This window comes from Paenibacillus sp. J22FR5, assembly GCF_059691975.1.
The window spans coordinates 51,821-65,380 of the sequence record NZ_JCAUAN010000001.1 but is presented as its reverse complement, the minus strand read 5'-3'; the positions used below and the strand labels follow the sequence as shown (position 1 = coordinate 65,380).

Sequence of the window (13,560 nt, the reverse complement as noted above, 5' to 3'; positions counted from 1 at the left end):
GTAGATGAGTGGCTATAAATACGAAGCCACTCCTGATCATGGAGTGGCTTCTTTAATAGAACTTTCTCTTCTATCAACTAGCTTTTTCATTCGTAATTGCGGCGGGCGCTAAGAAATATCCCTCTAAGTTAATCGGCATCCGAGTTCAAGATCTGTACGTCGAAATGCGGTACGATTGACAATCGCGGAAAGTCTTTGCACCACGCGTTCGTTCACCGGAATGTTGACCGAGCGTTCTTTTTTCAACTCTGTTCCAAGCAAATAGAGCTTCGCTTCGCCATCGATTTGGAGCACCGTCTTCCCTTTAACCAGCGCTTTCACTCCAGTCGAAAGAATATCAGTCTCGCTGTAATCCAGAATGGACACGGATTCGCGGATGCTGGCGTCGTCCGTGTGATGAAGCAAAGGGCGAATAATATGGTCTTGCACCACGGCAAAATTGATCATTGTATCTAAATAAAAAAGTCGGTAATGGCGGTCACCGACAGTGAAATCACTCGATTTGAAGTCGGAGCTTTGTGATAGCATTTCCTTCAGCGTCTTTTCGTTATTTTCTAGTTTGGGGACATTATTGCTGGGCATTATCAATAATCCCTTATTTTATTCCGACAGACGCGAAAGTGGAGATTTTTTCGTAAGAGAAAGAAGCCGGCAGAGTCACCTTGTTCAGGTCTTCTCCCGGCTTCTTAAATAAGAATGGAAATTTGTTCAGTAAAGCGAAGGAATCGGAGGACACGCAACGGCATCAATGAATCTCGAATCGATACCGTAAAAATACCAAAATGCTCCGAAAAAAAATGTGTGGCGTCATAAATAGTGAGAAATAATCGACGGAATATGTAGATTTATCAAGGGTCGTTTTCATAATTGGTGAGAATCAAACCATTTGCGACTTCTCAAAGATGCCGTAATTGTCATAGTTGTTGAGATTATCCGCAAATTCAACTTTGTATAATTATTCATCATAATGCATAATCAAAATAAATCCCGCTTTTGGTTAAGATTGCCTCATTGTATCCCTATCAGATCAATCTGCCGATGCTTTTCTCGATTTCAGATACGACTTATATGGGTATTTTACCAAAGGTGTAGATTATGCCGGATTTCTCGTATCCTATGGGATATTTCCATTATTCAATGCAATCTATCTAAACATGTTTCCCTTTAAACGATCTATTGTACGAAAAACGGTATACACCAGCGCAAGCGATGTGATGCCATCGCCACACCGATGCAGTTGCCTGTTGAGATCCTGCCAGATTTCCTCGTACCGGGACGGGTCTCTTCCAATCAAAGAGTTGATGACGTAATCGTCGATAAGCGATTTGATCGCCGTTCCGCCAACGCCTACCGTGTAGCTGATTCCGATGCTTTCTAGGCCATTGTCAGTCTTGATCCTAATTTCAATAAATTCAATTCCTGACACGACATGCGTCGAGTCAATTCACGGCATGCTTGGCGGCACACGGTAGAGGAATGATTCAGCATGAATGATTCTCATTGAAGTCCTCCCTGTATCTGCAGCTCTTCATTGATGTGATAGATATGGCCGGCTTTATACTCAAAGCTGACCGTTCGGTCGCGATAACGCAATATTGTGCGTCCAGTGGTAAAGGCTTTTACGGTTGCTTCTGTAATATGACCATCCAACCAAATAACATCGACTTCCAAAGCTCCTCTTGCTCTCAAACCGGCAAACTTTCCGGAAGCCCAATTTGATGGAAGCGCAGGCAGCAGATGGAGCACTCCTGCATGGCTTTGAAGAAGCATGTCTGCGATGACTGCGGTTCCTCCGTAATTACCGTCCGCGACATAGATTTTGGTCTCAGCCCCTGCGATTCCCGGTTTCGAGTAGGTAAGAAGATTGGGATAGCAAAGCTCTCCAATCAAATGAGAGATTTGCTCGTAAGCACGGTCTCCGTCGTGCAGCCTAGAAAAGCATCCTGCAAAAGCCGCTGCCGTAAATTCGATATCCTCATGATTGTCGCTGGACTTCCGTGCCTCCAGCGTAATCCGAGCTGCTTTGCTTAACGCCGGTGTATCCTGTGGGGTGATTCGGTAACCCGGAAACAGGCTGTGCAAGTGAGACAAGTGGCGGTGCTCCGGCTGAGCTTCTTCGTAATCCTCCAACCACTCCTGCAGCTGTCCTTTTTTGCCAATTTGGAGCGGAGGCAACAGTTCAATCGCCTTCTTAAGTTTAATTTGCAGCTCTTCATCTCTTTGCAGCCTCTCTGCCGCTGCCAAACAGAATTCGAACAAATCGCTTACGAGCACCTGATCCAAAGTCGTTCCCATAGACAAAGTGCGGTGCACCTTCGTCCCCTCGTTCGCAAAAAAGGTATTCTCAGGAGAAATTGACGGACCGGTAACCAGCCAACCATAACTCGGATGAATTGTCATATAATCCAGGAAAAAAAGCGCTGCTTCCTTTAATATCGGATAGCCCATTTCTTTAAGAAACTCATCATCTAACGAGAATTCGTAATGGTCGCGAAGCTGACCGGCTATCCAGAGTCCACCAGTCACATTCAGTCCCCAAGATGTCTGCCACGCCGGCGCTGAGAACTCCCATGCATTGGAGACAGTATGCGCGACCCAGCCTTCACAACCATAAAAATCTATTGCCGCCGACCTCCCCCCCTGCGATAAACGCTCGATATACCTCATCAACGGAAGATGGCTTTCCGACAAATTCGTAATCTCCGTCGGGTAATAATTCATCTCGGTATTAATATCAAGGTGATAGTCACACGTCCAGCCCATCCGGCAAGCTTGGTTATCATTCCAAATTCCCTGCAAGTTCAATGGAAGCGGAGAATCTTCCCGTGCACCGCAGATGGTCAAATACCGGCCATATTGGAAAAAAAGCGAATACAGATGAGGGTCTTCGTCGTACCCTTCCGCTAATAGCTTAATTCTGGCATCCGTCGGTAGCTCACTGTGACTGGAGTCACCGAAATCCATTCTGACACGTTCGTACAATTTGCGGTAATCCGCGATATGATCTGCTTTGAGCTGCGGATATCCTTTGGCTTCTGCTTTCTCCAGCTGTCTGTAGCTTTCGCTCAGCCAACTATCGTCAGATTGGCCGTAATCCGTAGAAACACTGAAGTATATAATGGCATCATTCGCCTTTTCAATGACAAGGCTGCCTGATTCGCCCGTTATTTGCCCGCCCTTAACCCGTACGCCGACATTCCCTTGGCAACGTACACCGCATTCGCCGTCGCTGTGAACACTCTCTGCGGCTTGTCCCCGGAATGCCAACGTGACAGTTGTCTCATTCCAGCTTTCGAAGCGTTCCGTTTTCCCTTCTAAACGGAGGGAGAAAGATACACCATCCTGAAGCTCGCTCCATATCCGGCAGGCGATGATACCATCTTCGTGAGAAGCGAACATTTCGCGATGCAGATTGGCTCCGTTAACTTTATAGGATGTCGTCACGATCGCATTATCAATGCTCAACTGGCGGGCAATATTCTCTTCCAGATGCCCGAAGTGCAGCAGTACATCGCACATCGGTAGATTCGTGCCGAAGTTTCCTTTGACCGGCTCGAGGAGTTCACCAGCCAACCGTTCACCCGCTTCGTAATCCCCTTCGAAAAAATGCTGCCTGAGCCTTGCTAAATCTTCTTTTCCGGAAGAGATACTGGTGACAGCTTCCCTTTTCCCAGACCAGTAAGTCAGTTCCGTTATGTTCCATGTCTCATCCTCCGCTCCACCATAGACCATTGCGGCCAGTCTTCCGTTGCCGATCGGCAGCCCTTCCGACCATTCCTTCGCGCCTTTGGTGTACCATAGTTTCATTTCATTCATTCCGAACTACCTCCGTTATCCCATATTTAATAAAAAATGAACTATCTCTAAAACAAAGTAACTTGTCTTCGAGATAGCTCTCACTTCTTTATATAACGTGATCCAAATCAAATTTTACTGCCCTACCCCAACATTAATTTCTGCTGCCGAAGCATACCCATTCACCCCAGCCAAAGCTTCAAGCTTAACACATTGCGCTGTTACAGGTGTAAAAGTAGCTGTCTTAAGTAACGCATTATTATCCCAATTGCCATGAGCAACCAACGTGAAGTTTAAACCATCATTGCTTACATAGATATTGTAATCAGTAATAATCCCGTTCGGGCCATCACTTCTTGGAAGGTACTTTAAGCTGCTGATATTGTAGGAACCTCCAAGCTTTAGCGTTATAGACTGTGGCAGATTATCATATGGACTCCATGATGTATGCCACAGCGTTCCCGGATCGCCGTCAATAGCGTTTGAAGCCGGTGTCCAAGTCTCTTGCGCGCTTGTTGCAGTGGCAGTCATCTGGGATTGCGGTATATTTTGACTAACGGTGAAATGGATTGTATAAGTCTTTGTTGTAACGCCATCTAATGCGGTAACCACGACTGATGTTGTACCTGGCAAGCTTACAGCTGGTGTCACCACTGCTTTAGCTTGATTCTCAGCTTTTACTGTTGCGGCCACTTTTGGAACGATAGTCGTTCCAAAAGGTAATTCTATGTCGTAGTTTTCTATAGCTCCAGAGAATCCGGTTATCGTCTCTCCATTTACTGTTAAATCAGCTAATGATGCCTCTGTCCTAGCTTCCGGCACAACAGCAAAATGGATTGAATAGGTTTTTGTAGTCTTTCCGCTTTCTGAGGTTACGTCTATTGTTGCTGTTCCTGGCAAGCTTTTTGCTTTCTTTTCTTTAGCTTTAGCTCGGTTGTTTACAGTTGTTGCTTTAATCTTTGGTTCTTTCGTTGTACCGTAAGGGAGCACAATCGTATAGTTTGTCGCATCAACCGCAAATCCCTTAAGTGCCGCACCATCCATTGTTATACCGCTTAATGTTGTATTCTCGCTTGTCTCATCCAGCTTGACGATTGTCGATTCTCCCGGATTAAGCGTTAAGCTAAGTGATCCAGTCGCACTTGTTGTGGCGTTGGTCCATAAATCCGTTACGGTATAATTCGTATTACCTTTTAAACCGGCCCTTGATAAATCTACGGTTTTTGCGGCGCTTGAATTTGTATCATAATTAAAGACGGCGATATAATGCTCTCCGCTGTCATCAAGCGTAAACGTATCTGCTGCCCCAACCCCTGTATTGCCCTCAACAGGTCTGAACGACTTCCCTCTTTTTGCCAGATTATTAATGTTTGGATTTGTCAGGTATGCCGATGCCCTGTTTTGCGCATTTACATCACTTAAATCATCGTTGTTCAAGAAAATAGTTCCGGTAATGGCAGCGCCGTTGACTCTCGTTTTGTTGTCGGTATCGCTGTATATTGCCCCGGAATAACTCTTGTAGAGCACCATACCATCTGGATCATTATAATTGTATAATTTTTCATTCATCCACCACCCATAGGATACGGAGTTCAAGGTATATTGCGTCTCGCTCACTTTCCCATAGGTATCCGTAGCAATCCTTCTCGCCTGGCCATATTGGTACGGGAACAAAGGTGCAATAGATAGGCTTATGAACATTGACCCGTTAATTTGGTCTTTAATCGTTTGCATGGCTTTATTGTATGCCTGAATACCCGTTTGAACAGATGGATCGTAATGTACGCCATCGTTCGAACCGCCCTCAAGTGAACCATGGGTTAGAAAATCCAATTTGATATATTCAAAACCTTTACTTTTGAAGTATGCAAATTTGAGATTATTCATTTTGATCGTTCCAGGATGTGTCGGGTCGAGGGCAAAGGCCCCGCCAAGCGATATAGGTGTTCCGTCGCTCTTTCGCATAACAATATCACTATACTTATAATTCGTTCCCTCAACCTGCGAATTTAGGTCCGAACCCCAATACACAAAAGGTCCCCAGTAAATTCCAGCCTTCTGGCCATTATTATGGACGGTAGATACAAAATTGCTCAATTGCGCATCAGTAAAGTTAGTCCAATACGAATCAAGATTTATGTAAGCAGTGTCGTTATTGCTAAAGTTGTCATTCATTAGCCCTTTCTTAATAAAGTTTGATGCAGCCGTGGCCTTCGTATAACTTAACTTCGTCCCGAGCCCTCCCCAGCTATTCCATCCAAAAGGTACGCCTCCGTTCCAAGTGAACTTTGGAGCATGAGCTGTATTTTCATTGGCATAGGTTTCCATTCCATTCCGCCAATCCATGAAATACCCGACAAATACCTTTGGAGACTTTATCGCGTTCCCGGTAACCTTGCCATGAGGCATGACATCGCGGGTCGCATCTATATTCGTATTTCCGCCAAACACATTAAGATTGATTAGCTTATTGCCAACACCATTATAGGTAATGCCGGTTTTCCATGTATCGTGCACAACCGACCCAATAACCAATCCATTCCTGCTGGTATTGTCGTAGAAGGCAGTTACTTCGTTGCTTGTTGCCGTGTTATTGATCGACATTGCGTTGTAGCTGACCCAAGCATCGTTATCGTATGGAACCCATAACGCCCTGACATTTGAATATTGACCTATATCTACATTTCCTGTAGGATCCACTACGATCGGCGCAATCCTGTTCGTACTTAAGTTAGCGCCACTCACCTCTACAAGCGTATCGAAGTAATCCGCGTTAACCATATAAAAGTGCTGCTTCATTGTAGGCAGCCCGCTGCCTTCAAGTGTAATTGTCGTTTCATTACCAGAAGTTGAAACTGTTCTAGTCGTATAATCCTTGCTTGTTATATCGTTATCCAACTGGACGCTTGCATAAAAGTTAGCTATTTTTTTAACGCCGTTTGCATAATAATTGGCTACTCCGTTGTTAAGATCATATTCTATTTTCACATTTCCATTGATGATATTAACAAAATGACTATTGGGGTATACAACAGGTTCACTTGGATTCCCTCCCGGATCCGACACCGGTTCGATGGAAATCGTTATTCGATCCAAATCCGGCGCATATCCCCCCGCCTTATCAAACTTGATCGTGTTATCTCCTGCTGCGAGGGCCACATTCGTTGTAACCGATCCTACCGTACTCCATGAACCTGTAGAGGGTGTTGTCAGATTTACGACATCTCCATTATTATTGACCGTATAATAAAACGAGCGGGCGTTATCCCCAACAATATAATAAACGTTCATTTTATAAGTGCCGCTGGTGGGAACATTAACATGGTTAATGATTACAGCGCCGTTCCCAAGGTTATTTACCTTTTTCCCGCCCGAACAACTCGCGCAATCTCCTATTCCGGCCCCATTCTGCAACGTATTTCCCGGTGCTTCCGCTTCATAGGCATTGTTTATCTCCGAAGCCTGAGTATTGGCCGGATTAACCGTAATTCCTATCAATAGATTAGGTAATAGAAATACTAACATTAATAAATAAAAACCTGTATTCTTTAATATTCTTTTAGACATAATTAACCTCCGCATCATTTTTTATGACATATCCAGCCAATCAATAACGCCTGCCACATAATCGTTCTCCTCGGAGAACTTCAGCAGAAATTCGGTCTCTTCTTCAAAAGAAAGAATATTTTTTGCGGAGTGAATTACAGCATCCCATCTTATTCACTTTTTTTGTTCAGCTTAAAAATTTTGGATTCAGCCGGCACTAAATGTACCGTGAGCTTTTCCTGAACTTCGCTTTCCGTGCCTTCCCACAGGTCAGAAACGATGTATCGCTGACTGGGATCAAGCCCCGCCCGTTCCAGTGCTACTGATTTTGCGACAGATTGCACCGCATCAAAATTAAACACAGCAAGATAAACAATCTGGTCATCGTCTGGATGGAGAAGTACGAAAGTATCAGAAGCCTTGTCTCCATAATTCCCCTCGACCGGCATAAAAGTTTTCCCCAGACGGGCAAGGTCCATGATTTCTCGATTTTGCAACCAAGCTTTGGCACGCCATGCCGCTTCTTCATTTCGGAAATCATCTCCCAGCAGAAGAACAGTGCCTGCAATAACGGAAGCCGTCAGACGGCTTCGCCCTTCATGCCGTGTCGTCATCTCCTGATTGAAGCTCTTGTACAGCACGGAATGGTCCGGATCGTTAAATCGGTATAAGGTATTGTTCATCCACCATCCGTGCGTCAGTGAATTTAATAAATACTCTGTGTCCTGTATCATTCCGAATACATCGCAGGAAATTCTGCGACTGTGAGCAAAAGCGTAAGGGAACAATGGTGCAATCGACAGGTTGATAAAAATCGGTCTTCCCGCCGCTTCAGGCGACAGTCTCTTCGTCAAATAGGACAGCCCATAGTTGTACGCAGCAATTCCCGTAGTTATCTCAGGGTGATAGTGCCTTCCTTCAAGCGCACCATGCGCCATAAAATCCAGTTTGATGTATTCGAAGCCTTCCAAAATCATTTTGCTGGTGAACCAATCGATTCTTTCAAGTGTTCCTGGATGCGTCGGATCCAGGGCCAGCCCTCCGGCTATATCCGGGAGAATTTCCCCGTCAAAGCCTCGAAGCAGAAGGTCAGCGTACGTGTATTTGCCGTTCGTTCCTTCGACAGTTTGACCGAACTGAGCTGGGCTCCCCCAAAAAACGAAAGGAGTCCAGTACGTTCCAGCCTTGTGACCGTTTTGACGAACTCTCTTCAGCGCGTCCTCCATTTCGGCAGGGGTCAAATTGTCCCAGAAAGCGTCAAAATTGATGTACAGCGTATTTTCGTTCTGAAATCCCAGCGACTGTACTTCCTTTTTCAGAAAATCACTCGTTGAGGTATACAGGTCATAATCCAACTTGGTCATTGCGGCAGACCAACTGTTCCAACCGAAGGGAACGCCGCCCTCCCACTTCAGTGAAGCCGCTATGCGAGTGTTAGCCCCTCCGTACATCTCAAGACCCTCGCGGTAATCCGCATAAAACCCAGCAAAAACGAGCGGAGATTCGATACGTGTCCCTTTCACATGTCCATGCGGCTGGGAATCGCGAGTCATTTCGCACGCCGCTCCGCCATACAGCTCGAGCTCATCCAGTTTTCCGGCCATCTCCCCTTTGATCCGAATGCCTGTTTTCCATGTATCGTGGGTGATTGAACCCAAGATGAGCCCTTGCCGAGTGCTAGGCTGATACACAACGGCAACTTCATAGCTTTCGATTTCAAGCGGCAGCGGTTTGGCGACATAACGCACCCATTTGTCATTATCATAAGGAACACGCAGCACATGAAGCTCCTGCTCCGGTGCGGAGTCATTTTCTAATGTTAATGTATTCGTTTTCATAACTGAAATTCGGTTTACCTTTGTTTCTTCTTCATGAATCACAACGACTTTGGTCAAAAAGTAAGACATATTCTGGTACACATAAAAATGCTGCTCTACATTTGGAAGGCCGATAGATTCGTGCCGAATAACCAAATGAATACCTTTTCCGAAACTGTCTTCAATTTCCCCCGGTTTTTCATACATGTAATGTCGTTTATAAATCCCTGTGTTGTATTCCCGACCTTGCCATCTAAATGCGCTTCGAATTTCTTTCAAGACAAATAAACCGTGGCGGAAACAAGCAAATTCGCCTTTTTCCAAATCAATTTCGATGTGCACCAAACCATTATCTGCATGAATAATTGACTCAGAATCCACGCGCACGCTTACTTTGTTTTCATTGTTTAATTGCACACATCTGCCTCCTTGTCAGTCCCATTTTCAAGAAAATAGAGGGAAGCCTCCCTCCGTGTAACTCCAGACACGGAAAGTGGAACTTCCCTTTGTTTCATACACTTATTCGATTGCTTGTATGCGATAAAGTAGACTATCAAAATCCCCGCGCAATGGCAGCTCAATGCCTATATTCATTAAAGCTCTGCCCGTCCATCTTCCAGGCAACTGATCAATGCTATACGCTTGATCTGATTCTAATCCTTGTAAACACAAACGAGGCAAAGGCTCACCTAATCGCTGCGAGTGCAGGAATGCGAAGAAGATACTCTCTGAACCACTGTCATTCACATATTGAACAGAAGTTACCCCTTTATGCTTCAGACTTGACAGACGGTACTGATGGCCAAATTGCACTAAGGGACGTATTTCCTTATACTGCTGGACAAATGCAGCAGACTGTTCAATGAGCTCATCGCTCCACTCGTTCAAGTTCGAACCTATCCCAAGTGTCCCCATCATGGCGCTATGGAAGCGATATTGCAGTGATGCCATCCGCTTATTCATCCCGCTAGGCGATTCCGTAACCCAGCATGTCATCATTTTTGGAGGATACACATAGGCGAACCCTTCTTGAATGCTTAGACGGTCAAAGGCATCCGTATTATCACTAGGCCAAGACTGGTCTGCATAGCGCAAAATCCCCAGATCAATTCGGGAACCCCCGCCCGCACAAGTTTCAAATGCGACATGCGGGAACCGATTCCGCAGCTCTGCCCAAATCTCATACAAACTCTGAACATGACGAACCCAAATCTCCTTCTGCCGATTGATCGGATGATCCTTCATGCCCGGTTCTGTAACGGTACGGTTCATATCCCATTTAATAAATGCAATATCATGTTCACTGAGTAGGTTTGACATGAATTCGATAATGAAGCTTTTCACTTCAGGCTTCGAGATGTTCAATAGTAGCTGATTACGCAATTCCGTCCGACCTCGGGTAGGGAAATGATACACCCAGTCCGGATGCTGACGATACAAGTCACTGTCCGGATTTACAGATTCAGGCTCCACCCAAATGCCAAATTCCATGCCCAGTTCATGAACCTTATGAATTAATTCATTCAACCCGTTCGGGAATTTCTCCTTATTCACTAACCAATCTCCCAGTCCCGCCCGGTCATGGTTCCGTTGTCCAAACCAGCCATCATCGACTACAAAAAGCTCTACGCCCAATTTAGCTGCGCGCTCGGCTAACGCCATCTGATCTTTGGCATTCACATCGAAATATGTCGCTTCCCAAGAATTATATAAGACTTTGCGAGTTTCCTGGCTTGGAATAATATAATTGTACTGATATTGATGAAGATGACGACTCATTTCACCAAATCCACGTGCTGTATATCCACCTACAAACATCGGCGTTTCGAAGCTTTCACCGGGCCCCAACATCCACTCGCTATCAAAATCATTGATACCGCCAGTCACTCGGACTTGATTAAACGGCGTTTTCTCCGCTGTAATCTTCCAGTTACCGCTCCAACCAAGCGCACCGAACCATACCTTTCCGCTCTCTTCCGTTGCATGTCCATTATCAATGGCAAACCACGGATTCGCATGCCCGTCTGTGAAACCTCTTCGGGATTCCAGCACTTTCTTACCCTCGGATAGTACGGTATCTCGAAGCTGGAATTCACCAGACCATTTCCCCGTCACATGGGTTAAACGATAATTGGATAAGGTGGGCATCGTCCAGGCAGCAGATTGCATACTTTCCAAGTAAACGTCGCCATCACCTGTATTCACGATTCGTGCTGAACGCTCAATGAGATCAAACTCAGAAATGACAACATACGTTAAGTGTACTTCTAAGGGATAGACACAGTCCTTCATCGTAACGACCAAAACCTCTTTACCATCTTGCTCAAAGATTCGGTGATCTGCATATTCCATACAAAGGTCGCGTACGCCATCAGGCCACGTAACTTTGAGAGAAGGCTCGCTGTAAACGAGCTCTCCCCAGAAGCTATATTCTTCAATCTCGCGCTCTAGTTCCATATCAAAGGAACTATGGAACCGGGAACGGAGTAACGGAATACAATCCTCTACATTTACCGATGCGCCCCAGTGAAGGTGCTGCAAACTTTCTTTTTCATTCAGACCAAATACATAAGAAGTTGTATTCATCTGAATTGCAAATATGCGATGTTTTTCATCATATTGTATCGTCATTCTTTTCACCTGCTATTCGTTACTAAAATAGGTTATTTCCACAATTTCAAGCGTGCTTGATAGTTATCGTTATAAATTTTTTCCAATTTGGAAAGACCTGCCGCTTCCACTTCCTGCATCATTTGATTGTACAAGTCGGTCACTTGTTGTTCGGAAGGAGCTAATGCCATTTTTAGGTAGTATTTATTAACCGCTTCGTTGACTTTTTGCTCCATAATCGCTTCAGGCGTACCGCCTGCAGGTCCAAGATTATCGTATGATGACGTGTCATAGGACGTATCTGCAAGGTTTTTGATGGCAAGATCCGTCGTTGGGTCTGATTTATAACGTCCGATCAAATCATATGGCGTGCCGTCAGCACCTGGACCATTCTTGATCATCCAAGTCCATTTGCGAATGCCCGTTGTTTTCGAAGCGTTATTCCAATCTTTAGTAAACGCATCTAATACTTCTGGACGCGGTACGTGTTTACCGTCCTTCATATCCCAGTCCTTGCCTTCAATCCCCCACATCAACAAATATTGGCCTTCTTCACTTGCCAAGTAATCCAACATTTTGATTGTGCGAACCGGATCTTTATTCGTCTTGGAGATCGTCACACCGTCCCAGCCTAATGAACTTTTCGGACCGTAAGTCACTTGGTTAGCTGTAATGTTAGGTCCAAGCACTTTATATTGGTATAATTGTCTTTCATCTTTGTTCGAACCCGCTGGTGCATCCGTTTTAAGCAAAGTATTCGGTGCGCCTACATTCCATGAAGCATTCGCAGTTGCGAATACATTGCCGGCTGCAATCTTCTGTTCATATTGTTTCGTTTTGATTGTCGCCCACTCTTTATCGATGAGACCTTTATTGTACAAGGAATTGATAAACTTCATCATTTCCAGGTAACGCGGATCTCGAATATCTTTCTTTAGTTCTCCATTATTTTCATAGAACACCTTCATGCCGAACATCCCTTTAAATGTCCATTGCACACTTCCAAGATCTTCTCCATTCAATGTCATCGGGATGGAAGGCTTGCCGTCGATTGTCGGATATTTCTCTTTAAATTTCACGAGTAAATTTTCAAAATCTTGCGCGGTAAAAGGCTGACCGTTATTCACTTTATCGCCTGCGCCCAGTTCCTTCAGGATGTCCATACGCATCAAGAAGCCGAATACCGGATATTTCTCAAGACCGTACCAATTCGCCAAGTAATAGTTTTTGCCATCTGCACTTCTAGTCTTTTTCAACGTGTCACCATACATTTTTTTAATATTCGGACCATATTTGTCAATCAAATCATTTAACGGGACAATTGCCCCCGAGGCAACATATTTGTTCATAATATCGCTTCCGCGATCGAGCATAATAACATCCGGCAAATTATTGCTTGCCAGCATCAAATTCAATTTCTCTAGCGGATTGCCGGTCGGCTGTTGAATCTCTACGGTGACACCTGTCTTCTGCGTAATCGCTTGAGCTACGGGATTCGTGAAAGCATCCCCTGTGTTCTTATCGAACCATGTAAATTTTATCGGAGAAATATCGTTCCCTTTTGTTTCTGTTGCACTGCTTGGTGAAGCTCCATCTGTAACTGTTTTGGTTCCACATCCGGCAAGCAAGGTCATCAGAAAAGCCGCTGACAAAATTACATTTAACTTTTTCATTCCCTTAACCCCTCTCATAGATCACAATGATGGTTGAGCGTTATATCTAGGCTTAATTATAAAAAGACTCCAGCTGTTAATCTATATCGCAATGTTATTATTCATAGTGGAAAACGTCT

General features: G+C 44.8%; 7 protein-coding genes. All 7 read right to left on the bottom strand.

From position 1 onward, the window contains the following. Positions 1 to 123 precede the first annotated feature (123 nt). The 7 genes from AC58P7_RS00295 to AC58P7_RS00265 all read right to left on the bottom strand — a co-directional run bounded on the left by AC58P7_RS00295 (position 124) and on the right by AC58P7_RS00265 (position 13,441). Positions 124 to 582 (bottom strand): spore germination protein, encoded by a 459-nt coding sequence (locus AC58P7_RS00295; protein WP_497339378.1) that lies wholly within the window; start codon positions 580 to 582, stop codon positions 124 to 126. A 562-nt stretch (positions 583 to 1,144) separates the two neighbouring features. Beyond that, positions 1,145 to 1,426, bottom strand: coding sequence for a hypothetical protein (locus AC58P7_RS00290; protein WP_497339377.1), 282 nt, complete (start codon positions 1,424 to 1,426; stop codon positions 1,145 to 1,147). Between the two features lie 71 nt (positions 1,427 to 1,497). Beyond that, positions 1,498 to 3,816: a glycoside hydrolase family 95 protein gene (locus tag AC58P7_RS00285; RefSeq protein ID WP_497339376.1), complete on the bottom strand. Its 2,319-nt coding sequence runs from the start codon at positions 3,814 to 3,816 to the stop codon at positions 1,498 to 1,500. A gap of 114 nt (positions 3,817 to 3,930) precedes the next feature. Next, complete coding sequence (locus AC58P7_RS00280; RefSeq protein WP_497339375.1) at positions 3,931 to 7,362, bottom strand: discoidin domain-containing protein; 3,432 nt, start codon at positions 7,360 to 7,362, stop codon at positions 3,931 to 3,933. Between the two features lie 149 nt (positions 7,363 to 7,511). Beyond that, positions 7,512 to 9,575, bottom strand: a complete 2,064-nt coding sequence (locus AC58P7_RS00275; RefSeq protein ID WP_497339374.1) for an alpha-galactosidase — start codon at positions 9,573 to 9,575, stop codon at positions 7,512 to 7,514. Positions 9,576 to 9,677: 102 nt separating this feature from the next. Next, positions 9,678 to 11,789 carry an alpha-galactosidase gene (locus AC58P7_RS00270; RefSeq protein WP_497339373.1) on the bottom strand — a complete coding sequence of 704 codons (2,112 nt, stop codon included), beginning with the start codon at positions 11,787 to 11,789 and terminating at the stop codon, positions 9,678 to 9,680. Between the two features lie 32 nt (positions 11,790 to 11,821). Further along, positions 11,822 to 13,441, bottom strand: a complete 1,620-nt coding sequence (locus AC58P7_RS00265; RefSeq protein ID WP_497339372.1) for an ABC transporter substrate-binding protein — start codon at positions 13,439 to 13,441, stop codon at positions 11,822 to 11,824. Between the last annotated feature and the right edge of the window lie 119 nt (positions 13,442 to 13,560).

What these genes read in the sequence shown, in the direction of transcription:
- AC58P7_RS00295 (WP_497339378.1), bottom strand. Translation starts at nt 582, where the DNA reads ATGCCCAGCAATAATGTCCCCAAACTAGAAAATAACGAAAAGACGCTG.
- AC58P7_RS00285 (WP_497339376.1), bottom strand. Translation starts at nt 3,816, where the DNA reads ATGAATGAAATGAAACTATGGTACACCAAAGGCGCGAAGGAATGGTCG.
- AC58P7_RS00280 (WP_497339375.1), bottom strand. Translation starts at nt 7,362, where the DNA reads ATGTCTAAAAGAATATTAAAGAATACAGGTTTTTATTTATTAATGTTA.
- AC58P7_RS00270 (WP_497339373.1), bottom strand. Translation starts at nt 11,789, where the DNA reads ATGACGATACAATATGATGAAAAACATCGCATATTTGCAATTCAGATG.
- AC58P7_RS00265 (WP_497339372.1), bottom strand. Translation starts at nt 13,441, where the DNA reads ATGAAAAAGTTAAATGTAATTTTGTCAGCGGCTTTTCTGATGACCTTG.